The sequence below is a fragment of the Vibrio sp. 10N.222.54.A3 genome (assembly GCF_041474095.1).
Lineage (GTDB): Bacteria > Pseudomonadota > Gammaproteobacteria > Enterobacterales > Vibrionaceae > Vibrio > Vibrio crassostreae_C.
In genome coordinates this window covers 1-25,477 of record NZ_JBFRTN010000082.1, presented here as the reverse complement: position 1 = coordinate 25,477, position 25,477 = coordinate 1, and the positions used below count along the sequence as shown (strand labels likewise).

20 protein-coding genes are annotated in these 25,477 nt (G+C 45.1%); 8 read left to right on the top strand and 12 right to left on the bottom strand.

The window, feature by feature from the left end; translation table 11 throughout:
- Positions 1-60 precede the first annotated feature (60 nt).
- Together AB4507_RS17415 and AB4507_RS17410 are read right to left on the bottom strand one after the other, a co-directional pair.
- Positions 61-2,343, bottom strand: a complete 2,283-nt coding sequence (locus tag AB4507_RS17415; RefSeq protein ID WP_372183026.1) for an acyl-CoA dehydrogenase — start codon at positions 2,341-2,343, stop codon at positions 61-63.
- A gap of 55 nt (positions 2,344-2,398) precedes the next feature.
- The gene (locus AB4507_RS17410) at positions 2,399-3,028 is read right to left on the bottom strand and encodes a TetR/AcrR family transcriptional regulator (protein ID WP_017065403.1); all 630 of its coding nucleotides are present in this window, start codon (positions 3,026-3,028) and stop codon (positions 2,399-2,401) included.
- A gap of 766 nt (positions 3,029-3,794) precedes the next feature.
- Here AB4507_RS17410 and AB4507_RS17405 point away from each other — a divergent pair.
- Positions 3,795-5,102 (top strand): TolC family outer membrane protein, encoded by a 1,308-nt coding sequence (locus AB4507_RS17405; RefSeq protein ID WP_017095900.1) that lies wholly within the window; start codon positions 3,795-3,797, stop codon positions 5,100-5,102.
- Positions 5,102-5,713, top strand: coding sequence for an OmpA family protein (locus AB4507_RS17400; protein WP_017060388.1), 612 nt, complete (start codon positions 5,102-5,104; stop codon positions 5,711-5,713). The genes AB4507_RS17405 and AB4507_RS17400 overlap by 1 nt, the downstream gene beginning before the upstream one ends.
- A 220-nt stretch (positions 5,714-5,933) precedes the next feature.
- Here AB4507_RS17400 and nhaA read toward each other — a convergent pair whose 3' ends face one another.
- From nhaA to AB4507_RS17375, 5 genes are all read right to left on the bottom strand, one after another.
- Entirely contained in the window at positions 5,934-7,097 is a 1,164-nt protein-coding gene (gene nhaA, locus AB4507_RS17395; RefSeq protein ID WP_372074202.1) for a Na+/H+ antiporter NhaA, read from the bottom strand.
- 275 nt (positions 7,098-7,372) lie between these two features.
- Entirely contained in the window at positions 7,373-8,521 is a 1,149-nt protein-coding gene (locus tag AB4507_RS17390; RefSeq protein ID WP_017068753.1) for a lipocalin-like domain-containing protein, read from the bottom strand.
- Positions 8,511-10,964: an ABC transporter permease gene (locus tag AB4507_RS17385; RefSeq protein WP_137001714.1), complete on the bottom strand. Its 2,454-nt coding sequence runs from the start codon at positions 10,962-10,964 to the stop codon at positions 8,511-8,513. The genes AB4507_RS17390 and AB4507_RS17385 overlap by 11 nt, the downstream gene beginning before the upstream one ends.
- Positions 10,945-11,616 carry an ABC transporter ATP-binding protein gene (locus AB4507_RS17380; RefSeq protein WP_017060385.1) on the bottom strand — a complete coding sequence of 224 codons (672 nt, stop codon included), beginning with the start codon at positions 11,614-11,616 and terminating at the stop codon, positions 10,945-10,947. Before AB4507_RS17380 ends, AB4507_RS17385 begins: the two co-directional genes overlap by 20 nt.
- A 122-nt stretch (positions 11,617-11,738) precedes the next feature.
- A complete protein-coding gene (locus AB4507_RS17375) occupies positions 11,739-13,112 on the bottom strand; it encodes an MATE family efflux transporter (RefSeq protein ID WP_017060384.1) in 1,374 nt (457 codons plus the stop codon).
- Between the two features lie 98 nt (positions 13,113-13,210).
- Between AB4507_RS17375 and AB4507_RS17370 the strand changes: the two genes are divergently transcribed.
- Entirely contained in the window at positions 13,211-14,641 is a 1,431-nt protein-coding gene (locus AB4507_RS17370) for a DUF2867 domain-containing protein (RefSeq protein WP_372183025.1), read from the top strand.
- A 209-nt stretch (positions 14,642-14,850) separates the two neighbouring features.
- On the opposite strand, the gene AB4507_RS17365 is transcribed toward AB4507_RS17370, so the two are convergent.
- From AB4507_RS17365 to rsuA, 3 genes are all read right to left on the bottom strand, one after another.
- Entirely contained in the window at positions 14,851-15,510 is a 660-nt protein-coding gene (locus tag AB4507_RS17365; protein ID WP_372183024.1) for a DUF2913 family protein, read from the bottom strand.
- Complete coding sequence (locus AB4507_RS17360; protein ID WP_102333192.1) at positions 15,510-16,727, bottom strand: Bcr/CflA family multidrug efflux MFS transporter; 1,218 nt, start codon at positions 16,725-16,727, stop codon at positions 15,510-15,512. Before AB4507_RS17360 ends, AB4507_RS17365 begins: the two co-directional genes overlap by 1 nt.
- Before the next feature lie 200 nt (positions 16,728-16,927).
- Positions 16,928-17,623, bottom strand: coding sequence for a 16S rRNA pseudouridine(516) synthase RsuA (rsuA, locus tag AB4507_RS17355; protein WP_017060380.1), 696 nt, complete (start codon positions 17,621-17,623; stop codon positions 16,928-16,930).
- Positions 17,624-17,720: 97 nt separating this feature from the next.
- Between rsuA and AB4507_RS17350 the strand changes: the two genes are divergently transcribed.
- The 4 genes from AB4507_RS17350 to AB4507_RS17335 all read left to right on the top strand — a co-directional run bounded on the left by AB4507_RS17350 (position 17,721) and on the right by AB4507_RS17335 (position 22,214).
- Positions 17,721-19,463 carry a DEAD/DEAH box helicase gene (locus AB4507_RS17350; protein WP_017066075.1) on the top strand — a complete coding sequence of 581 codons (1,743 nt, stop codon included), beginning with the start codon at positions 17,721-17,723 and terminating at the stop codon, positions 19,461-19,463.
- A 180-nt stretch (positions 19,464-19,643) separates the two neighbouring features.
- Positions 19,644-20,042 (top strand): PepSY domain-containing protein, encoded by a 399-nt coding sequence (locus AB4507_RS17345; RefSeq protein WP_017066076.1) that lies wholly within the window; start codon positions 19,644-19,646, stop codon positions 20,040-20,042.
- 61 nt (positions 20,043-20,103) lie between these two features.
- Positions 20,104-20,763 carry a response regulator transcription factor gene (locus AB4507_RS17340; protein ID WP_017060377.1) on the top strand — a complete coding sequence of 220 codons (660 nt, stop codon included), beginning with the start codon at positions 20,104-20,106 and terminating at the stop codon, positions 20,761-20,763.
- A 104-nt stretch (positions 20,764-20,867) separates the two neighbouring features.
- Positions 20,868-22,214 carry an ATP-binding protein gene (locus AB4507_RS17335; protein WP_017060376.1) on the top strand — a complete coding sequence of 449 codons (1,347 nt, stop codon included), beginning with the start codon at positions 20,868-20,870 and terminating at the stop codon, positions 22,212-22,214.
- A 77-nt stretch (positions 22,215-22,291) separates the two neighbouring features.
- On the opposite strand, the gene AB4507_RS17330 is transcribed toward AB4507_RS17335, so the two are convergent.
- Together AB4507_RS17330 and AB4507_RS17325 are read right to left on the bottom strand one after the other, a co-directional pair.
- Positions 22,292-23,599, bottom strand: a complete 1,308-nt coding sequence (locus tag AB4507_RS17330; protein ID WP_372132156.1) for an LssY C-terminal domain-containing protein — start codon at positions 23,597-23,599, stop codon at positions 22,292-22,294.
- A gap of 14 nt (positions 23,600-23,613) precedes the next feature.
- Positions 23,614-24,342, bottom strand: a complete 729-nt coding sequence (locus AB4507_RS17325) for a glycosyltransferase (RefSeq protein ID WP_017060374.1) — start codon at positions 24,340-24,342, stop codon at positions 23,614-23,616.
- Between the two features lie 367 nt (positions 24,343-24,709).
- Here AB4507_RS17325 and rplY point away from each other — a divergent pair, with 367 nt between their 5' ends.
- Entirely contained in the window at positions 24,710-24,988 is a 279-nt protein-coding gene (gene rplY / locus AB4507_RS17320; protein WP_017060373.1) for a 50S ribosomal protein L25, read from the top strand.
- The last annotated feature ends 489 nt before the right edge of the window (positions 24,989-25,477 follow it).

Sequence of the window (25,477 nt, the reverse complement as noted above, 5' to 3'; positions counted from 1 at the left end):
CGCTTTGGCTTTAACTGATAGGCATTACACCTTATTAGGTGCCTTTTATCGTTTCTTTATCTAAGCAACGCTATTTAGCTTAGGTTTTAACTCTTTTCGCGTCAAAGTTTCACTAAAGTCATGACTGAAGTGGTCAACTTGAATCGCTGTATAACGAAGTTTATCAGCAGCAACAATTTGGTCGACTTCTTCTTGCGTCAGAACATCAGCAGCAAGTGCTTGAGCCAGTTTATCTGCCAGCAAGCCTTTACGAGCCACCTTTCCTTCTTTCACTGCTTTGAAGATCTTACGCTCCAGAGGCTTGATGCTGTACATCGCATTGAAAGCGTTCTCCATAAGGCCAACACTATCATCCTCTTCCTTGCCGATGTAGCAAAGGTGAGTCAGACGTTCACGGTGTGCTCCCGGAGTCATCAAGCTTTCTGCTAGTTGAACTGTTAGGTTATCACTTGGTTTTTCGAAGTGGTTACCAACAGGGAAAACTAGACCTTTAAGTACTTTACCCACCATCTTATTAGGGAAGTTACGGTACGCTTCTTGTAGTGATTTAGCCGCATTGTGGAAACAGTGTTGAACCGCGTAGTGCACGTAGTCTAGGTCAGCTTGTTGGCGACCTTCGTCTTCATACTTCTTAAGTGCAGCAGACGCCATGTATAGGTAACTTAGACCATCACCCAAACGTGCAGAGATAAGCTCTTTACGTTTCAGTTCGCCACCTAGCGTCAGCATTGCGAAATCCGCACTGACTGCAAGCGCACGGCTCAAACGAGTCAGATCTTGGTAGTACGGCTTAGTTGGACCGCTCATGTCGGCTTTAATGAACTTAGAACCAGTTAGTGCCGCACCAAAAGCACCGAACGTGTTTTTAGTCGCGTGTGAGATGTGCTTGAACAACAAGCTATCAAAGTCTTTTGCACCTTGCTTCTCGTCTGGGTTCGCTGCCGCTTCCATTTCGCTCAATACGTATGGGTGACAACGTGTCGCACCTTGACCGAAGATCATCAGGTTACGAGTTAGGATGTTCGCACCTTCTACTGTGATAGCAACTGGAATACCTAGGTAAGGCGCAGCCAAGTAGTTCATTGGGCCATCTTGAATTGCACGACCTGAATGGATATCCATTGAGTCATTCAGAATAGTACGTGCCATCTCTGTCATATGATATTTCGCGATTGCCGTTACGATACCCGGCTTCTCTTTCATATCCAGTGAAGTGGTTGTTAGTGTACGAGTCGCTTCTAATAGATACGTTAAGCCACCAATACGGCCTAAGCTCTCCGCAACACCTTCAAACTTACCAATCGACATACCGAACTGCTTACGAACATAAGCGTATGCGCCAGTCGTTTTCGCCGTTAGGTGGCCCATCGCCGTGCCAAGTGCTGGTAATGAGATACCACGACCTGCAGACAGACATTCCACCAGCATACGCCAGCCTTTACCTGCGTAATCGGCACCACCGATTAACCATTCCATAGGAATAAATACATCGTGACCGCGTGTTGGACCATTCATAAACGCAAGACCAAGTGGGTCATGACGCTCACCAATCACAACACCTTCGTGGTCAGCCGGGATTAGCGCACAAGTGATGCCAATGTCTTCTTTGTCACCCAGTAGCTTTTCTGGATCGTGCAGTTTGAAAGCCAGACCAAGTACCGTCGCCACTGGTGCTAGTGTAATGTAGCGTTTGTTCCAGTTAAGCTTGATACCTAGCGTCTCTTTACCTTCGTGCATGCCCATGCACACAGTACCGACATCAGGGATACCACCCGCATCAGAACCCGCTTCTGGGCCTGTTAGTGCGAAACATGGGATATCTGTACCGTCAGCAAGACGAGGTAGCCAGTAGTCTTTTTGGTCTTGAGTGCCGTAGTGAGACAGCAGCTCACCAGGACCAAGAGAGTTTGGAACCATTACTGAAACCGCAGTACTGATACTGCGAGTCGCAATCTTAGTTACGATAGTTGAGTTAGCGTGAGCTGAGAATTCACGACCGCCATACTCTTTCGCAATAATTAGCGAAAAGAAACGCTCTTTGCGTAAGAAGTTCCACACCTCTTCAGGAAGGTCTCGATCTTCTTTTACAATTTGGTGGTCATCAAGCATAGCGAGCAAGGTTTCAAGCTCATTATCCATGAACGATTGCTCTTCTGCTGTCAGCTGAGGTTTTGGGTATTGATGCAGCTTAGTGAAATCTGGTTTACCAGAAAACAGCTCTCCGTCCCACCACACGCTACCCGCTTCCATCGCTTCTTTCTCGGTGCTAGATAGTGGTGGTAGTACTTTTTTAAAGAGTTTAAAAGCTGGGTCACTTACCCATTTTTGTCTTAGAGAGCTCATAGTTCAGATCCTTTTGTTCACTATATTGGTTGTGAATGTTTCGCTTTTTATTGTTTTATTCTTCTGCTGACATGCCTGCGGCTAAATATGGAATAAGAATATCGACCACTGCCTTAGCATCTATCTTTCTGTCATAGTCATTCTCTGCAATTTCTACCAGAGCCTGACTTGATGCCATGGTGAATACACAAGTCCCTAGGGTGAAGTGTAATCGCCAAAATAACTGTTCTTGAGTGAGGTTCGGATTCGCCTTCATTACTGACGTTGTAAACAAAGAAAGTACTTCGCTATAACGGGTAGTAATGAACCAACGCAAGTGTCCTTGCACATCTGTATAGCCTCTGCCGATAAGTAACATGAACCGGCTTGTACCATTTGGCCTAACATCATTAAGTGCTCTTAGTGGCTGTCTCAGAGACTCAAACACGTCACTCATAGAATACGTTTCGTTCAAGTTTAAGTTCACTAATGCATCTTGCAGTGCTGGCATAAATGCTTCTAAGTAACGATTGAGTACCGCACGAACCAGAGTCTTCTTATCGCCAAAGTGATAGTTCACTGAAGCTAAGTTGACATTCGCTTTACTCGTAATCGTGCGTAAAGAGGTGTCATTAAAACCGTGCTCAGCAAATAAGCCTTCAGCCACATCTAAGATTTTGTCTTTGGTTGTACTTCTTGGTGCCATTTCAATCACTCGTATTAAACAACTGTTTGAAATATACGCTTAGTACATTTATTTAACAAGCAAGCAACATCACATTTTCACAAATTGGTCGTACCAGTTAATAAAACTCAGCACTAACCGATTGAATCGCTGTATGTTTACAAAAAAAGAAAAAAATAATGAATTTTCTTGGAACTGAAATGGAAATGGTGGGTCATAAATTATATAGAAAACAGCGTATTTAGAAGTTTAACAGGCCGTCAAACTTGTTCTTCTCACTGCTTTCTTAATTACTGCATTTTCCTTATTAACTCCTATACTTGTATCCGCCCAAACCACGTTGGTTTGGGCTTTTTTTTTGTTTGTTGTTTGGGACGAGAGTGAGCCTTACTTACCCCTCTTCACAGCTACAGCTACAACTACAAACTAAACAGCGCGATCGATTCTTTTTATATTGTCATTTTTTACTAAAAATCGAACTACCATGCTTGGCACATTGTTATCACTGGAACTCGTATTTCAAACAACCTACTAGCCAACGTTTACCTATCTGAGTCCAAACCTAATACTACGTTTCCTCTATTTACGGTGCATCCATTCGAAGCTTGCCACTTGCTACTATTGGTAAATTAATCAATAAGGATAGAGACTTACATTCGAAATAAAGCCAACAAACTTAGCAATTTCTTGCAGATGTCCTAAGCTTCGTTTAATACCCTTTTCAATTAAGTAGTTAAACGCTTGTTGGGAAGCGGCGGGAGCTTTTAAAAGTAGAAGGAGACCTACTTTGAGACTGTTGAAATTACCTATTATGTGTTGCTTAGTTATTGCAGCTCCACTATCTGCTCAAACTTTAGAACAGGCCGTAGCCATTACCTTGGCTACAAACCCTGAGATAAAGAGTATCTTTAATGAGTTTGTGAGTGTACGGAAACGAAATGACGCCGCAGGTGGTGCTTATAGACCTAGTATCGACCTGGATGCTGGTATTGGTTACGAAGGCATAAACCCTGCACCAAATAACGGCCCCGATACCGATCTCACAAGAAAGGAAGCGACGATTTCCCTCACTCAGTTGCTGTGGGATGGTTCATCGACTCTCAATGATATTGATCGTACTGCCGCAGAAGCAGAATCGGTTCGTTTGCAATTGCTCGCGGATGCCGAAGACAAAGCGCTGGAGGTAACACAAATCTATCTAGATGCAGTCAAAGCAACTGAAGTTTTAGCCCTTTCGGAAAGTAACCTCGCTATCCACAAGAAAATCTATAAAGACATCAAAAAGCGTGCAGTCTCAGGCATAGGCTCAACCGCAGATGTATCTCAGGTAGAAGCAAGGATTGCAAAAGCTCACGGCAACTTATTAGCCGCACAGAACAACCTAATTGATACCCACACCCAATTTAGAAGAATAGTGGGTCAAGAACCGCTTGGCTTAGTCTACCCAAGAGCCGATATTTCTATGATTCCTCTGTCATTATCAGACGCGCTTGTTGATGCTCTGGACCAACACCCAGTCATCAAAGTCGCGACTGCAGATGTCGATTCAGCGCACTTCCAGTACAAACAATCAAAAGGGGTTAACTACCCGACGTTCTCTATCGAGGCATCTCAATCATGGCGAGATGATGCTGGAGGCGATGAAGGTTCGAGCCAAGAGACTTTGGCAATGTTGAGAATGCGATACAACCTCTACAACGGTGGTACCGATAGTGCTAATTCAGAAGCTGCAGCTTACCAACTCAATAAAGCAAAAGATCTAAGAGATCGTGCTTATCGACAAGTTGAAGAAGGCCTTCGCCTCTCTTGGAGTGCATTGGATCTGACGTTACAACAAAAGAACTTCTTGTCTGATCACGTGGATTCGGCATCAGAAACCGTTATCGCTTATGAGAAACAATATCGAATCGGTAAACGTACGCTACTGGATCTGCTTAACACTGAAAACGAATTGTTTGAAGCCCGCAAAGATTACTTAGATGCGCATTACTCTGAACAGTACGCTAAATACCGTGTAATGAACGCGACAGGCTCTCTATTGAACGCTCTACTGGTCGACATTCCAGACGAGTGGACAACGGCAGTGGAGTATTAATGATGAAGAGACCTTATTTATTACTTTCCGCATTAACGATAACGCTATGTGCATGCTCTAGCCAAAATGAAGAGCCCTACATAGAAACGCCAGAAGCGGAGCAAATTTCTGACCTGCAAGACGATGATAACGATGGTGTGGTCAATGCACGAGACACCTGTCCTGGCACACCAGAGTCGTCTCTGGTAGACAACGAAGGCTGTGGAGAGACGGTTAGCTCGCAAGAAGTCAGACGGCTGAACATCCTTTTCGCCAATGACTCCTATGAAGTTAACCCTATCTTCTCAGATCAAATCACCACTATGGCTGAGTTCTTAGAAACCTACCAAAGTGCATCGATAGAGATTCAAGGTTACGCCAGTAAAGTCGGCGCGAGTCAATACAACTTAGAGCTATCAAAGAAACGCGCTCACCACGTTGAAGATGAACTGTTGTCGAATGGTATCGACCCGAGCCGAGTAAGAGTTGTTGGTTACGGTGAAAACCGCTTAGAGAGCGATGGCAACGATGCTACGTCTCATGCACTGAACCGCCGAGTAACAGCCACAGTTGTCGGACTAAGCGAACAGATCGTCGAGGAGTGGACCATATTTACCACGCTTGAAAAGTAGCGTGACATTGTCACTGTGGATCTAGATGTGACATAGAGCGAGTGTCGAACAACAGCAGCTTAGTTATAAGATCAATAAAGCCGTGATAGGGTTGCCCATCACGGCTTTTTTGTTCTTTGTCGTCACATGAGTCGAGGGAGACTCTGTGACTCTTCTTGCTACTCAGAAGTTGACTTGTTACTCAGTGAGTAGGCTCCCTATTAAGCGAGCCGACTACCGATTATAGTTTTACTTCTTGATGCTTAGTTTTCGGTAGAGAAATACTTAGCAGGAAGTAACCTAAGATAGCTGCAGTCGTTGAGCCCATCAGGATACCTAATCGAGCAAGCGTATCAAACTCTACATTCGTTGGGCCAAATGCTAGTGATGAAATAAAGATAGACATTGTAAAACCAATACCACACAGGACAGATACTGCGAAGATGTTCATAAAGTTCACACCTTCAGGGAGCTTAGCAACACCCAATTTCACCGCACCCCAGCTGAATGCAAAGATACCAAGAGGCTTACCAATCAATAGACCCATAGCGATACCAAGCGGTAGCATACCTGTTAGGCTTGAGATTGAGATACCTTCCAATGAAATACCTGCGTTTGCAAAAGCAAAGACTGGCAAGATTGCAAAAGCGACGTATGGGTGCAGAGCATGTTCTAGATGCTTCAGCGGAGAATGTTCACCTTTATTGCCTTTCAGTGGGATAGCAAAACCAATCACTACACCAGCCAGCGTTGCATGAACACCAGACTTCAATACTGCAAACCACAGAATTGCACCAACAATGAGATACACACTCAGCTTAGTTACATGCTTGTTGTTTAGCATGAACAGCACACCAGTTGCGATGAAACCAACCGTTAACGCAAGCGTTGATAGGTCGCCTGAGTAGAACAGTGCAATGATAACAACAACGCCAAGGTCATCGATAATTGCTAAAGCCAATAGGAACACCTTCAAGCTAACCGGTACACGGTTACCAAGAAGAGCCATAATACCCAATGCGAATGCGATATCAGTCGCTGCTGGGATAGCCCAACCTTGAAGCGCTTCAGGGTTACTTGAATTAAATAGCACGTAAATAAGTGCAGGAGCTAGCATACCACCCACAGCTGCGATAGCTGGGAAGATTGCTGTCTCTTTAGACTTTAATGCGCCTTCTAAAAGTTCGCGCTTAACTTCTAAGCCGATTAGAAGGAAGAAGACAGCCATTAAGCCATCGTTAATCCAGTGAGACACAGACATACCAAGAACGTAACTGTGAAGTACACCTTGGTACATTTCGTTCAGTGGTGAGTTTGCTACAAACATTGCGATCGCCGCAGCGATGACTAGTATGATGCCGCCAGCAGATTCCATTTTAAAGAAGTCACGGATGACGTCGGTCATGATTTCGCCCTTATATTTATTATTTAAATAAACGAATAACAAAGAATAACCACGAGTTTATATCCAAGTTTAATTGATAGATAATCACTTCTTCGGATGTTTAACTTCGGTTTTTCCTACAAATACTAAACAATACGTCGTATATTCCATAATGTTGTTATGCACCATGAATTAAGTATAGATGAGATCATCGAACCTGTATGCACAATTCATTGGGGGACGCTAAAAGGCGCAGGCATAAAAAAAGGCTATCAAATTATAGCCTTAGGTGTTTTTTAGTAGCCAGTTAACTGCATAAAGCCTGTCGCTTCATGACTCCCGCTCGCCTTAATCGGCCCTTCCCAATATGGTATGACAAATGGAAGCCACATATCCCTGCGTATAATACGCGTTGTGAGGTTAATATCATGCTTAGGGACGTTAATGATCCACTGCAAAGGCATCCGTCTTCCATTCATCAACGTTGTATTTTGCAATGGTTGAATGGAAATGTCGGATTCCGTTAATTGGTAAACTTTGCCTGAGCGCGTTGCTAATGTCCCGAATATGTAAGGCAACTGCTGGTTATGACGATAGCGGTTAATGCTCAGCGCTGTGCCGTCATCGAGGTTAAATACAAACCAATCCCAACCTTGTTGGCCCACTCCAAGTAAGCCACTGCCCCACTCTTTATGTACCCACGCAGTTCCTTCCACTTCCTTGGTAACGCCGTCTAGGTTCAACACACCACTCAACGATAAAAATGGAGCGCTGAAGTTATAAGACGCGACAGGTAATAAGTCGTGCTTTTTCTGATAACCGTTATCGCCGTTGAGCACATAGGGCCCTTTTGCAATGGTGTCGAGTTCAAGTCCAAACGTGTCTGTTTGCACTTGAAGGCGTCCTGGGAATGGGGTGTTGCCGAGTGCACGCCAGTTCCAGTTATCAATCCAAAGCCTGAATGGACGATTAGTCATTCCCGCTTGGCCAATGCCGCCACGAGCCATGCGCTGTTCTTTCCATACTTTGGACTTAGAAGAGACCACTACATTTGAGATATAGACTTGAGGGCTTTGCCACCCTGGTGTTTCACGTTCGTCCGTTGCGATACGGAAAAAGCTCCACTGGACCGAATAGTCTTTACCATCATCACCTTTCAAAGATGCAAAGTAATGCCACCACTCGTGCTGAAACTCTGGGTGGAACTTAAAATCTTGTGGTAGCGAAACATTACGGTCTGGCAAAACAGGTTCGAACACATTGAAGTGTTCATTAACCAATATTGAGTTAACTTCATTCACGCCCTTTTCACCAGGATCGATGAAATAGGAGTAATAACCCCAAACACTTAAAAAGATGCCGAAGAAACTGATTAATAGCAGAGAAGACAGAATTCGTTGTCTTAACTTAGTTGAAGTATTCCGTAAAAACATACTAAAGCGCATCCCTCAGTGACTTCATCGGAGTGTTCCGAATCATTCTCATCACTGGTAAAGCACCAGCTAGCATCAATGCTGCCATGGCCCATGCAAATGTCTGCAAATAGTCCCAAGGAATCACTTGTAACTCAAGTGACCACCCAAAAGACTGCTTTATCACGATATCAACAATTAGGCTCGCTAGCGCTAATCCGAGCGGAATCGCAATTAAGGAGGAAATAAGCCCAAACACAAACAACTGCAAACTACCTGTCAGGATCAGTTCTTTCGCCGAGACACCCAAACAGCGCTGCAAGGAAATATGCCTTTGGCGAGACACTTCTCCCGCAACCGTCGCAAAGAAAATACCGAAGACGGCGATAACCAAGGTGATGTTACCTAATGTATCTGCAATCGCGAACGTCCTATCGAACACCCGCATCGCTTGACTGTGGATGTTGTTGTTATCGAAAACGCGCTCGGAGCCAAGCCTGAATACGCTTTCTAATCGGCTGCGAAGCCCTAATGAATTCACATCGTCTTTGAGTATTACCCCAAGGCCGACATTACCCCGCCCTGCAAAGCCATACAGCCAGTTTCGATGCGACATCATGACTTGATGGTAAGGATTACCGTAATCGTAATAAACACCGACAACCTGCCAACCAGAGCCGAGACTATCATAGAGGTCAATGTAGTCGCCAGGGCGAATCCCCAGCTTGAGAGACATCGATTCACTGATCAACACGCCTTTAGAGTGATGTAAGTGATACCAGTAATTCGGAATACCTAATTTGATCGTCAGCGCTTCTAGCTCACCTTCAGAAGGCCCCGTACTGACCACCTGAATACTACCGACTGGAGACGCCACATCTTTCTCCCAACGCCACCAAACCGAATCCACTTCAGGTTGGTCGGATAACCAATTACTCATACGAGCAGCGGCATTGTTGGTTGGGTAGATATACAGATCGGCAGCCAAACGCTGTGTTAGCCATTTATCAGTGGTATCTCTAAAGCTACCGACCATGGTTTCTACACCAATATTGGCTGTTAAGGCTAACATAAACGCCATCGTCGCCACGCCACGGTAGCTCATACTGGAAGCTGCATCAGCAAAGAACCAGCGAGCACGAACCCAGCGCAACGAATAAGAGAGGCTGTTAAATAACTTCCACATCAAAAACGGGGTAAATAGCGCCACACTGATCAGCATTAGCGCGATAATCGCAAAACCCGTTTCTTGAGTCTGAGGGGCTTGATACACAGCAACAGCAGCAACCAAGAAGCCACAGCCAATCAACGCTTGCCAAGTGAACTCGGTACCCGCAAAACGCATCAAAGACAAACGAGAAGACAGACGAATCGGTTGAGACTTAAGTAAACGAACCAGTGGCCACGCACACGCTAAGAAAGCACCAATCAATGCCATCAGTAAGCTGTAACCACTCCAACGCCAATTCCAGTCGATCGTTAAGCCGACGTTAGCGTCGTATAAATCGCCCAAGCTTGAAGATACGGCAGGTAACAATTGGTTTGCTAGCATCACGCCAAATACATTGCCGCAGATCCAGCTCAGTAAAACCAATAGCAGTAACTCTAAACAGAGCGCTTTAGTCAGTTGCCAACCAGACACACCCGTTTGTCTTAAAATCCCGACTAACGGTTGACGCTGAATAAAAGAAAGCGACATTGCTTGATAGAAAATGAACAAGCCAACCACAAACGACAGCATACCCATCGCTTTTAGGTTTAAGTGGAACGCACTGGTCAGCGACTCAAGCTCTGCCTTAGAGCTACGAGAGATCGTCAAACCATTAGGTAACATATTTTTAAGACGTTCAAACTTCTCAGTGGGCATGTCTGAACAAGCAATCACTGAAAGCCCAGCACTTCGTTTAAGCATTCGGAGCAAGGAGATATCCGCAATCAACCTTGTACCATTAATCATATTATTTTGATCAACAACCACAGGACCAAGTTCAGAACCATCCATCAAAGGGATGTAATCACCGTTGTGCCATTCCATGTGTTCAGCAAGATCATCACTGACAAGGATTGGATATGGTGGCTTCATGAGGTTCAAAGCGGTGAGATCTTTTAACGCTATACCAGGTTGTAGCTGAAGCATAGAAACAGGATCTATACCGACAACCATGAAGTTTGCGCCATTTTCATCAGTGATACGATGGTGATCAAGAGGAGAACACTGTTGAAAACCTTCACGGCGAAGTTGGATATAAAAGCCTTGCGGGATTTTATTGGCGTTGTGTTTTGGTCGAATACGGTAAGGAAGAGGATTCGAAAAGAGTTTTTCGCCATGCGCATAGCTTTGCTTGGCGTGTTGGTTGATAGCAGTAACACCAACCAAAAGTGATACGCCGAGGGTTAAACCAAGCCATACCAAAATAATCTGCAGTGGGTAACGTCGATAGTGACCGAGTAGTGCCTTAACTACGGGCCATAACATGCAGTTGCCCTCCTTGCAGACGGATCCTACCATCCATATGCAGAGCTACTTTTTCACTGTGTGTTACCAACAGCAACGTACATTCTAATTGACGAGCCAAAGAGGTCAGCAAACGCATTACCGCTTCTGCATTACGCTCATCTAAACTACCGGTCGGCTCATCGGCCAGCAATATTTTTGGTTCCATATACAGCGCACGCGCAATGGCCGCACGTTGTTGTTGGCCACCAGACGCTTCTTCAGGGTAACGGCCAAGTAAAGGCATAAGATCTAAAGCAGAGAGAATCTGTCTCCAGAGACCTTTGTCTTCAGGTAAGCCTTTTAACTGGCGGCAAAAACGGATGTTATCGGCAATATTTAACGTTGGCAGTAAGTTGAATTGCTGAAAAATATGGCCAATGTTGTTTCTGCGATAAGCGGTGCGGTCACGCTCGGTTGAGTCGTGCATATTGAAGTGAGGAAAAGCGATTTCACCTGAGTCCGCTAGGTCTAAGCCCGCGATAAGATTCAGTAAAGTACTTTTACCTGAACCGCTTTCTCCCATTAATGCCAGCTGGTCACCTTGGTTTAATGTTAATTCAGCACCTTGCAAAACAGGGTGAAACTCCCCCCCATCGACATAGCCTTTACATAGGTCTGACAGCTTTAACATTAAACAGCTCGCATTAGTTAGAATTTGGAAGGAGAATCTACACTAATTCCCTGTTAGGAGGAAGTATTTTGAAAGATAGATCACACGCCAACGATAAAGTGATGCGATTGGTGCGCCCTACTTCAACTTCCTATCAAGTTTTTAATCCATTTTCTTGTTTTCATGCGATAGAGCGACCCGCCCCACTTGAGGACTTCTTCCGTTAGGAAAAGCAGATATACCCACTCAGGTGGAAACTTAAAATAGATAGCCGCGATGGCTGCCAATGGGATACCGATCACCCACTGAGCAATCAAATCTTGATAGAGGCAGAACTTCACATCACCACCCGCTCTCAACACCCCAACGATCACAGTCAATGGCACCGAGCGAATGACAATACCCACACAGAGGATCAGAATGAACTTCTCTGAGAGGGCTCTGGTTTCTTCCGTCAGTGCGCTAAAGGCATTAAGTATTGGCGTTTGAACGAAATAGAGAAAAACGGCTACAACAATACTAGTTAAGAAACACAAAATTGTTAAGCCAAGCGCTTGATAGTAAACCGCTTCATTGTTTTTCGCACCAAGTTGATTACCCACCAAAACAGCTGCCGCATTCGAAAGGCCAATCAATAAACTCAATGAGATAGATTCAACCGGCGTCATGACCGATAGCGCAGCCAGACCTTGAACGCCCGATTGCCCCATGATCGCGTGGTAAGCAAACAAACCACCCGCCCATGCTAAGAAGTTAAACGTGGTCGGCAGAGACAGCTTCAAGAAGCGAACCACCTTATCAATCGAAGCTGCCGCTTTAATATCGCAAAACTTAAATGCTAATAAATGCTTAGAGAAATAGAGATAACCAAACAAAGTCGCGACTTCAATCGCGCCACTCAGTACCGTCGCAATCGCCGCACCTTTGATTCCAAGCGCAGGAAAGCCTAAGTTACCGAAGATCAGCACCCAGTTTAAGAACACGTTAGACAGGATGCCGATACCGCTGAAAAATGTACTTAGCCCGGGTTTGTGCATCGCTCTCAAACCCACAGCCATACTGCTGACACACGATACCGCTAGCATGCTAAATGACGTAATTACGATGTATTCAACGCCTAAGTTGATGACCTCTTGAGAGTCGGTCGTCACGCCCATGATTTGTGCAGGAAATGAAACGAAAAACGCGATAGTCAGTAAAGCAAACAGTGTCGACACCAGCCACGTCAGCGCAGTGCTTTCTCTCACACCTTGTCTATTACCCGCGCCCCAATATTGAGCAGTAAGAAGAGCACCGCCCGTGGTAACACCCACCAGCATAATGGTCGTCACGAACATCGCTCGGCTCGCCACACCCACAGCTGCGATGTCTGCTTCGCCAAGTTGACCCAACATCAATACATCCACCAAGCCTCGGCTTGAAAACATAATGCTCTGCAAGGTGATAGGCAGTGCAATCGCAATAAGCCTGCGAACAAAATCACCTCGTGTGTGATGAATAATTGAAGAGAGCAACATAGAGAGATACCTAAACGGAACGTATTGATGAATAAAGATAAATATCGCGCTATTATATCAATGTTCGGTTTTTAACCACAGATATAAATGGAGTAACAATGAAGAAAGTACTGGTTTTAGGGGCTTCTGGATATGTTGGTTCGCAACTCCTCCCTCTCCTGCTTGAGCAAGGCTATCAAGTCACGGCAGCAACAAGGCATATCGACTATTTAAAGGCACGGACCGAGCCTCACGAAAGCTTATCGCTTGAGTATCTTGATCTGGCCGATCAAGCTGCGACACAAGCCTTAGTCCCCGACTTTGATCTTATCTTCTTTCTCGTCCATGGCATGGCAGAAGGCCACGACTTTATCGATTATGAGCTGAACTTAGCCCGTAACTTTGTTTCTGCTCTTGGGCCAAAGAATCAACACGTCATCTACCTGAGTTCTTTACAGCCTCAGACTGGTGATTCAGAGCACCTTCAAGCGAGAAAGAAAACCGGCGAATTGCTTCGTAAAGGGCCTGTACCCGTTACCGAACTTCAAGCTGGCGTGATCATTGGCCCAGGATCTGCGGCATTCGAGATCATGCGAGATTTCGTGTACAACTTGCCGATTATGATTGCGCCAAAATGGGTTGACTCTAAAGCCAACCCGATTGCTTTGCAGAACCTGAACCACTATTTACTAAAACTCGCACAAGACACGCCTAGCGAAAGCCAAACCTTTGAGGTTGGCGGGCCGGATATTGTCTCTTACCGAAACCAATTTGCTCATATTGCCAAAACTGCCGATCGTCCACTCAGGCTATGGGCGACATCGCTACTGACACCAAAGATTGCTTCATATTGGTTAGGCGTGGTGACTTCTGTACCGTCTAACATAGGTAGAGCACTACTTGCAGGCTTAAAGCACGACTTCATCGCCAGTTCGACCATCATTAGAGAAAAGTACCCTCAGAAGCTTATCTCGTTCGAAAATATGGTTGAACAAGCCATTCACGCTGAAGGAAACTTTGTCAAAAGCAATGTATGGGGCTTTGATAAAACCGCATTCAAACGCTGGCAAGCTGGGTATGGCTATTACCCGAAGAAAACAGGCGCAAGTATCACCTCAAGCGCTTCATTGGAATCGCTTTGGCATGTTGCTCAGCAAATCGGAAGCCCGAAGCAAGGTTACTTCTTTGCTAACACTTTATGGCGCACACGCGAATGGTTGGATGTTCTTTTCGGTGGCGGTGTACCGGTTCGACAAATGCCAGAAGGGCCCAACCTAAAAGTCGGTGACAAAATCGATTCATGGAAGGTCATTCGCTGTGAAGAGAATCAGTTTTTATCTCTGCTTTTCGGTATGAAAGGCCCCGGTTTAGGGCGACTCGAGATTACCGTCTCTGACCACGGTGACTCTCGCGAGCTGAACATTTCAGCGTGGTGGCACCCTAAAGGCTTTCTAGGGTTACTGTATTGGTTTGCTATGATGCCAGCCCACCTGTTTATTTTTAAAGGCATGGTGAAGGCAATTGAGAAGCAGGCTAAAGAACAGGATTAAAAGCAGATGCGAGATTCGAGTGTCGAGATGCGAAAAGACTAAAAGCAGATGTGGGATTCGAGTGTCGAGATGAGAAAAGATTAAAAGCAGATGCGAGATTCGGGTAACGGGATGCGAAAAGACTAAAAGCAAATTAGCGACACGCGCTATGAGAGGCAAAAAAAGAGCGGATAATTCCGCTCTTCGTATCTCTCATCTCGAATCCGCTATTAGCCGATAACGCTAATTGGGATCTCAGCCAGTTGGTTGCCTTGGTTAGCAGGGTAAACGATGTATTCACCGTGATACTTCACCGCAGACTTATAGTCCGTTACTTTGTGAAGCATGAAGCCCGCTTCCATCGCCGCTTGGATGAACTCAGCATGGTTGCCACGAACAAACCAGTTCATTGGCTTAACCATCAACTCCCCGTCGAAAGAGTCGTCACACTGTTTACCGCATAAAGCAAAAGAGTGCTCGCCATCGGTGAAGAATTGAATCTTGCCGCCAGTCGTTAGCTCGTCTTCACTCGATACGCTCCAACCCATCTCGTACATTTTGTCCATGAACGCTTCAACATCACTGTCTTTTAGCGTTTTAGGCTCTTCGCCTTCAGGGAAAAAACGCCCGTAAAACGCAGAAATACGTTTAAAGGTAAAAGTTAAATCAGAGTTATTGCCTTTTGAGCGACCCTGTTTCTGCCAGCAAACCAAGTCAGGCACAATCACGCGATCATAAGCTTGGGATTTAATTGCCTTTGTTACCCAACGAACCAAATAAAGGTTGTTCGCGATAGGTGCGTCAATGGCCTTGCCAGACTTATGTAGAGCATATAGCTCGCCTAGCGCATCATTCACTAACTTCTGAATTTCAATATAGTATTTTGACATTATGCCTTCTTTCCTAATGTCCAATATAGTAATGCTGACATTACTGCACATGCAGCCATTACCATAGCCATAGACCCAGCACTGTCACTTGGCAGCATCGCAACGATAGCCCCAACGACAGAACCAGTACCAAATCTTAATGTTCCCGCAAGCGATGAAGCCGTGCCTGCCATGTTTGGATAACCACTGAGCAATAGACCCATAGAGTTACTGCCGATAGTAGAGATGGTGCCAATAAATAGCATCACAAACGGCACGATTCCCCAAAGCCCGAGATCCAGCGCCCAACCGACAAGTAAACCTACGCCAGCCAGTAATTGGATGACCAACGCTGCCCTCAACATTGTATGAGAACCGACCTTCTTAACGATTCGACCATTGATTGTCGTCATCAGAATCATCGCAACAATGTTCAGACCAAATAGGTAACCAAACAGGTCAGGACGTACGCCATAGACATCAATGTAGACAAAAGAGCCTGCAGTTAAGAATGCAAACATCCCAGAGAACGAGAATGCACCCGAGAAAATCAAGCCCATAGCGGTCGGGTTTTTACATAAACGGGCGTAATTACGAATCGTGGTTTTAAAGCGCAATGGTTGTCGGTTTTCTGCAGGAAGCGTTTCTGGGATCTTCATCGATACCGCCAGAATCACGATCACCGCAAAAATAGCCAGAACCCAGAAAATTGAACGCCAACCGAACCACAACGCTAAGTAACCGCCAATCATCGGAGCAACCAATGGCGCAACTGTCATCACCAAAGTAACGAAAGACATGGTTCTTGCGAAATCTTCACGATCGAACATATCTCTTACCACCGCTTGGATGATAACGGCCGCCGCAGCACCAGCAAAACCTTGAGCGGTACGGATGTAAGTCAGCGCTTCAATGCCATGAGTTGTCGCACTCACCATAGAAGCGATAGCAAACAAGAACACACCAATAAGCAGTACAGGCTTGCGACCATAGCTATCCGCCAACGGGCCATGCAGCAACTGCCCCAGCGCGAAACCTGCGGTATAGGCTGTTAGCGTGATTTGTACCTCACCCGCCGTCACACCAAGATCTTTAGCAATGGTCGGCATCGCTGGCAGATACATATCAATGGCTAGCGGAGTAAGTGCACCAATCGCACCTAGAATCAAAAACAGCACTAAGCCTAATTGAGGTGTTTCTAGTTGGGAGCTTTGGCTCTGTGAGGTCGATGTTTGCATGGTTCTCCGAATGTTCAACTGATAGAGCTAGGGACTAGCGTGAGTACGCGAGTCAAAGATTGGCTGAGACTTTCCTAGTACCAGTCAACATCATCAGCCGACGCTATCCATGGTCGGCTTTACAACGAAAGGGCTATTTCCAGCAAAAGTGGTCTCTTGTTAAGAACAATTTCTTGTTAAGAGCAACTTCTAGCTAAGGACTACTTCCAGATTGAATCGACTTCTTCTTGCGTTAGGTAACGGTATTCACCTAACTCTAAAGATTCGTCCATCTCAATTTCGCCAATACGTTCACGGTGTAGTGCTTCTACCTTGTTACCAAGAGCAGCAAACATACGTTTAACTTGGTGGTATTTGCCTTCGTGAATCGTTAGCAATACTTCACGCTCTGCACGAACTTCTAGGTGTGCAGGAAGTGTTAGGCCATCTTCGCTCTTAAGCTGGATGCCCTCTTTGAATTTTTCAACGTAATCGTCTTCAACAGGTTCAACCAACCAAACACGGTACGTCTTCTCGCACTTGTGCTTTGGCGAAGTGATACGGTGAGACCACTTACCATCGTCGGTAATCAATACAAGACCTGTTGTATCAATATCTAGACGGCCAGCAAAGTGCAGCTTGTCCATTTTGATTTCATCAAGTAATTCAAACGCGATACGATTTGCGCCATCTTCATGCGAACAAACAAAGCCTTCAGGCTTATAAAGCATGATGTAACGTGGGCCGTGAACATTCAGTTCATTGCCTTGCCATTCGACAACGCACTCTTCAGTTACCTTGAGTGAACCGCTTTTTTGAATGACATCATTTACTGTCACTGCCTTGGATTTTAATAAGTGTGTTGCTTCTCTTCGAGTGACGCCTAATGCATCGCACAGAAATTTATCTAAACGCATGAATACCTCAACTAATCTAAGTCGGGTATTATAGTCACCTTTGCTCAATTAGTTGAGCTATTTCACACTATTTGTTTTCCTTCTTACAAGACGCGATATGTATACACTCCGCCCGTACCAAGCTGATTCTGTAAAATCAGTGATTCATTACTTCAGAAAACACCAAACTCCGGCAGTGCTCGTGCTTCCGACAGGTGCAGGAAAAAGCCTTGTGATTGCAGAGTTAGCAAGGCTTGCGAAAGGTCGAGTGTTGGTGCTTGCTCACGTAAAAGAGTTGGTTGAACAGAACCATGAAAAGTATGAAGGTTACGGGCTGAAAGGCTCGATTTTCTCTGCGGGTTTAGGACGCAAAGAGACCGACCAACAAGTCGTGTTTGCTTCGGTGCAATCTGTGGTGCGAAATCTCGATTCATTCTCTAACCAATTTTCGCTGTTGGTTATCGACGAATGCCACCGTGTTCCCGATGAAAAGACCAGTAGTTATCAGAAAGTCATCACTCACTTACGCGAGAATAATTCGGGCATCAAGGTGCTTGGATTAACAGCGACCCCATATCGTCTTGGGATGGGTTGGATTTATCAATACCACACTCGCGGTCAAGTGCGTTCAGATGAGCCACGTTTCTTCCGCGACTGTATCTTTGAGCTGCCGATTCGTTACCTGCTCGATGAAGGTTTCTTAACTCCTGCACGCATGATTGATGCACCCGTGTTGAGCTATGACTTTTCGCAGTTAAAGCCCGCGAGCACTGGTCGCTACAAAGAAGCAGAACTCGACATGGTGATCGAGCAATCGAAACGAGCGACCCCACAGATTGTCGATCAGATTATTCACCTAGCCCAAGATAAACTAGGCATCATGGTATTCGCTGCGACCGTTCGACACGCGCAAGAGATCCTCGGCTTATTGCCAGAAGGTGAAGCTTCAATTGTGATTGGTGATACACCAACTCTCGAACGTGACCAAATTATCAGCGACTTCAAAGAACGTAAAATCAAGTTTTTGGTTAACGTATCGGTATTAACCACAGGTTTTGATGCGCCACACGTCGATTTAATCGCGATTTTGCGCCCGACAGAATCCATCAGTTTGTATCAACAAATCGTTGGCCGTGGCTTACGCCTATCTCCGGGTAAAAAAGAGTGTTTGGTGCTCGACTATGCGGGCAACAGTTACGACCTCTACCAACCTGAGGTTGGCGACCCTAAACCCGATTCAGACAGTGAAATCATCACCATCCCTTGCCCTGCGTGCGGCTTCAATAATAACTTTTGGGGCAAGCTAGACAGCAATGGCTTCTTGCTTGAGCACTTTGGGCGCAAATGCCAAGGCTACTTTACCGATGAAGACACGGGCGAGCGCGAGCACTGTAATTATCGCTTCCGAGCGAAATATTGCGGTGAATGTGGTGCTGATAATGACATTGCTGCGCGCATTTGTCATGAGTGCGATGCAACCTTAGTCGACCCAGACAAAAAGCTAAAAGAAGCACTGAACCTAAAAGATGCCTTGGTATTTGAATGCTTGGAAATGGACCTCAACGTGCTTAAAGACGAGAAAGGTAAATCACAACTTAAGGTCACCTATCGCGGAGAAAACCAAGCGCAAGTGCATGAGTTTTGGTCATTAACCAGCAAAAAGCAGAAGCAGAACTTCAAAGACCAGTTTGTTCGCCCTCACCTTGCAGACAGACATCGCCCTTTCGAAGAAGCCTCACCGACGAAAGTGGTTGCTCACCAACATAGATTCCGCCCACCTCAATTCGTGATTGCCCGTAAAGTCGGACGCTTTTGGAAAATGAGAGACAAGATATTCGAAGACGAACTACAGCAGCGTTAAGGTTAAGAATAAAAGTAAGTCTTACGTTCTTAACACTCGGCAATTAATCTTATGTATTAAAGCCTGCGCCATTTAAGCGTTAAGTTTTTCGGTATCAAATTCTCATTATTAATCAGGTTCACTTTCTGTTCAGAATTACTTTTTTATACTGAACGCTATCAACCTTCTCTAGGATTCGCTATGTTTAGTAAAGCTATGATTTCTTTGTTTTCTATAAGCTTAGGCTTATTTGTTTCTGCTGGCGCATGGGCTGACTCACATCATAATGGTCATGAATTAGTGCAGGACGTTCATAAAGCAGGAACCAGCATCGAATTTGAAGAAGATCAAGACGAAGTCTATGAAGCCGTACGAGAAGGCTACATTCGCCCTTTCTCAGAAATGTATGCGGCGGTTGAAAACGATCTTCATGGCAGAATCATTAAAGTAGAACTAGAAGAAGATGACGACATTTGGGTGTATGAACTAAAAATCAATTACCAAAACAACATCATCAAAGTCGAATACAACGCTGAGACGTTAGAAATGCTTATGATCAAAGGCCGCAACTTTAAAGACGCAATTAAACACGGCGACTAGTTACGTACGACGAAGAGCTAAGCACGACGAACAGTCATTAGAAAAAATTAGAAGAACAATTATGAAAATTTTAGTCGTTGAAGATGAGCCTCGTTTGGGCCAACAAATTATTGAAACACTTGAGGGGGCCGACTGGGTTCCAGAGCTCTCTCAAGATGGTATCGACGCACTCTACCGTGCAACGTCAGAAGAATGGGACGCGATTGTCCTCGATTTAGGTTTACCTAAGCTTGACGGCCTAACGGTATTAAAAGGCATTCGAGACGAAAACATCAACACGCCAGTGATTATCTTAAGTGCTCGTGACACGCTAACTCAACGTGTTGAGGGCTTGAACGCCGGTGCTGATGACTACCTAACTAAGCCATTTGAGATGGTCGAGCTGATTGCCCGTATCCGAGCTCAACTGCGCCGAGCATCAGGCAGTGCTGCTCCGATACTTCAAATCGGTGATCTAAGCCTAGACACACGCAGTTCTAAAGTGTTGTGGCAAGGTCAAGCAGTTAGCCTCACGGCGCTGGAATATAAAGTTGTCGCGTACTTCATGCATAACCAAAACAAGGTTATCTCGCGCACTGAGTTGGTTGAGCATATCTACAAGCAAGACTTCGACCGAGACTCAAACACGGTTGAAGTGTTCATCGGTCGTATTCGTAAGAAAATCGCACCAAAGATCATCAAAACCGTTCGTGGCCTTGGCTACCAACTGAATGCTGAATAGCTCAGTCGTCAATCACGCCAAGAGCAACCATTAATTAAGTGGACAGCCTGTTCTGATCATCGCAATACGATAAATTACGATGAGCAAAGGCAGGTTGGAAATGCATGAATCTAAAGAAACGAACACTTAAAAACATCAGTTTAAAAAGCCGCTTGCTCCTTGCTGCGGCTTTTTGGCTAGGTGCGATGATATTAGCGGCTGGTGTCGGGATTCCGAAACTGGTTAACGACTACCTCGTCGATGACATGAAGCAGCAGCTTGGCTTAACCATGGATGAGTTAACCGCCAATATCGAAACCAATGACAGTGGTAACCTGATCATGGCAGAGCGTCTGTCTGATCCTAGGTTCAACCAGCCCTACAGTGGTATTTATTGGCGCGCCGCTACCCAAGAGCAGATCATTCGATCTCGCTCGCTATGGGATAAAGACCTCACCATCAAGCGTTCACCGATTCACACATCAGTCAAAGGGCCAGAGAAAGAAAAGCTGATTTACATCGAGCAAGATATCTACCTGCCTGAACTGAGCGACCCTGTCACGATCACCATTGGTATTGATGAAGATCCATTAGAATCCACACTGACAGAGCTTACTGGTCAAGTCTGGTTGATCCTAATGTTGCTGTTTGTTGGCGTGCTGATGTTGATCGGTATTCAAGTCAGTTGGTCGTTATTACCGCTCAGCAAGATGCAACGCGAACTGGTAATGCTAAGAAACGGCGAGCAACAAGGGTTAAGCGATAACTACCCGAAAGAGGTTTCTCCATTAGTCTCTGACCTCAATGCCCTGCTCTTTCACTATCAAGAGTTATTAGAACGAGCTCGTAACCACGCGGGTAACTTATCTCATGCGTTGAAAACACCGCTTTCAGTTCTAAAAAATGAGATAGAGCGACTTCCAGAGGATGACAAGGCACTGCTGCAACAGCCCATTCATCAGATTCAAAGCCAAATTGATTATCACCTTGGCCGCGCTCGTATGGCAGGTGCAATGAACATTCTTTCGGTGAAGTCTTCACCTTGTGAGCGTGTTGAAGCTATCTCAATGGCGTTTGATAAAGTCTACGCAGCCAACGAAGTCACCATAATTAACGAGCTAGACTCTGAGATTGAAGTGGCAGTAGAAAAAACCGACCTTGATGAAATGGTCGGCAACCTACTCGAGAACAGTTACAAGTGGGCGGGCAGCATTATTCGCGTCCATGCAAATGAACTCGACGATGGCAACATAGAGTTGGTGATTGAAGATGATGGCCAAGGCATTCCTGAAGAGAAGCTTGAGCAAGTGACCAAACGTGGCGTCCGACTTGATGAAACCACACCAGGAACAGGCTTAGGGCTTAATATCGTAAATGAAATGGCACACAGTTACCGAGGCAGCCTAACGCTCAGCAAGAGCTCAATGGGCGGCTTAAAAGCTTCTCTGGTGCTTAAAGTAAGTAAAGGCTGAACAAGCTAAGTAAAAGTTAAACACAATAAGCCCTAACGTAATGCTAGGGCTTAATTCTATCGACCTTATATACAACTCTATATATCGTTCACAGCAACATCCAAAGTTTGTGAATTATCACTAAGGGTCGTTGCTCCAATCGTTAATACCCGGCCATCAGTGTAATAGTCATGATCGTCATTGATCACTTCCACCGTTGCTAATGGGTACTTGTCTAACTCGATGTCTGGTAGTAACGTTCGTATCTGATTAGCAAGCCGATCTCGCTCTTCATCAACATTAGGCTCAATGTTATGAAGCACGGTCACAATGCCTGAGTAAGGCGTGACTTTAAGGCCATCATCATAGCTAATTGCGCCTAACCACTGAGGCTGGTTAGTTTTAATATCAACACCTGCACGCCACCAACGAATATGGCTGCGCTTCATCAGGTTACCCGGCAATTGAAAAGCCATATCTTGCGGCTTGTCTCGCCAATATAAATCAGACACTGGCGGCGTTTTTTCTCTAAGCAATGCGAGATAACCAACCCATTCAATCTCATTTCGAGAGAAGGTTTGATTCTCTATCCAGCCTAATTGCTTCATTAAGTCTCTTGGGGTTGCTCCAACATAAATTACGTTGATCGCTTGCGCCGAGTAGAACGAAGATTTACCGGGGAACGCTTTATAGGTAACCGAGTTCCAGTCGACTTTGTTTATTTGAGCCGTCTCTGGTTGATTCTGAAAGTCATCCGCTTTCCAGAAAAAGTGAGCGTAGTTCGCAAACAATACCCACGCCAACAACAGCGCACTAGACTTAAGTACTAAGCATCGCCACTTCATTCGGTAACCGATAATGGTGAAGACTAATACCGCGAACACACCAACGATCAAGCTATTATGCTCCGAGATAAATATCTTAAGGCTATTAAGCCACGGGAAGTTTTCAACGCCGTGCGCCAGTAACATGCCCCAAGCAATGAACTGCCCTCCACCAAGGGCCAAACCGATAAACGCCAACACACTAAAATTACGCCACGGTACACGATGCGAGCCAGCTATAAATGGCACAACCCAAGCGATAGGCCCTAATAAACGAGCAAAAAGAATGATGTATGTGCCTTTGCGAGCAACCAGATAGCGGCAGCGCGCAATTAATCTTTTGGTTTTAGGGCGAAACTTAATGAGCCTTCGTTGCACCTTAACACCGTATTTATAACCAATGAAATAACTGAGTTGATCACCAAGCAAACCACCTAGCATCACCAAAACCAACGCCATCCATGCACCTGAATACAGTTGAAAGCCCGCTGCGATAAAGAACGGCTCTCCCGGTACAAATAGGTTTGGGCCAATGAGAGCATCACCCAATGCTCCCAGAAACAACCCTAGTCCATCAAACATAACAACCTCAACGCTTACTGTTCTTTGTAGTGACCAAACTTGTAGTTCATTTCGTTGTTACGCATTTCGCCTTTAAAGAAGCGTCTTACATTGGCTTTAAGGTAAGTTGAACCCGTCTTCACAACACCATCTTGATCTAATCGACGTGGGTCAAAGCCAAAGGTCATATTTAGGAATCTAAATCGCCATGTTTTGCTCGCACGTTTTACGTAGTCACAATCTTCACACAGGACGATCTCTTCATCAAAACCGCCGATCTCATCATGCGCCCGTTTAGTCGAGAAAATACATGCGCCAATCGCCGTCGGGAAAAAGAACTGAGTAGTAAACAAGCCTGCGTTAAATAGCCCGTAACCAAACTTGTGTACAAGCGGCAAACCTTTCGAGCTCATGTACACACCCGCCACTTCAAGCTTCTTCTCTTCTAGTTCATAAAGCGCTTTCGCAAGGAAGTTTCGAGGCAAGCTCACGTCAGCATCTAAGAAAAGGATTCGGTTGTATTGCGCCAAAGCAGCCCCGGTGTTTCGACCAAGGCTAACACCGCGTTCTTGCATATGGTGGACTGTCAGTTTTGGCAATGCACTTTCATAGGCTTGTGCGACTTCTCGGGTGTTATCTTCACTGTTCGAGTCGACAACAATCACTTCAAACTCTTGGTGGGTTTGCACGCTCAACTCTTCCATTAAGCGGCTAATGCGTTTCTCTTCGTTTAGCGTAATTACGACAATGCTTACCGGTTCCATATTTTCACCTATTCATTCTGCTGTTTAATTGACACTAAGATTAACGAACTAAGACTTAACCAAGTCTTAGGCAAACATTCATTTTCCGTTCATTAACTTGATGATTTAGCAGTGATATAAATAGATAAGGATTGCGATGTAAAAGGGAGTAAAATGCGCTAAACAAGCGTTAGCGAACGTTTTATCTCCAAACGAACCCATTATCGAAGGAAATTCACTTTGAGATGTGCTTCTGACTTGCTCATATTGGAATGTGATGTTAGTATCCGCGCTCGCTTAAGCATGAACTTTTATGTTTAAGCATTACCACACACTCAAGGTCGCATTGAGGTGTGAAGTTAATTTTTACTAATTTGAGAGTAAAACTATGAAATTTGAAGCAGTAGTACGTACTGAACTAGGTAAAGGTGCGAGCCGCCGCCTACGTCACGCTGGTAAATTCCCAGCTGTAATCTACGGTGGCGAAGCTGAAGCTGTAGCTATCGAACTTGTTCACGCTGACGTGATCAACCAAATGGACAAGCCTGAATTCTACGAAGCAATCACTCTACTGATTGACGGCGCAGAAGTTAAGGTTAAGCCACAAGACGTTCAACGTCACGCGTTCAAGCCAAAAGTTGAGCACATGGACTTCATCCGCATCTAATTCCCTACCAAGGAATAAGATTGGATTAATCCAGCCTTCTGCATAGAAAAGATAATCGATCTTACCAGTCGAGAAATCTAGAAATTCGAAACCCCGATGCTACCAACATCGGGGTTTCACCGTTTTTGAGCCCTCAAAAACGTCGTAAATCTCGCTCAATACACTGAAAATAATCAACTTTCCCCTTCCCCACTTTATCTCAGCTTTGCTTGGGTGGACGAAAGGTGGACTTATACAGTAGTTTTTCTTGTTTAAAATACTAGGCATATTTCTAACCAAATTTAACTATAGGAAAAACTGTCTAAGTCGTTTCTGGACAAACATCAGCCTCAGAAAATCGAACATTAGCAATTTATGAATAACTACAGGTATGGAAAGTCATTAATAATGAGCAAGTAAAGAACAAGCACCTTCAGTTATGTTGCGGCATATTGCCCACTCTTTAGATAACAAAAAGTCGCTCTTGTTGAGTAATGCCGTTCACTTAAG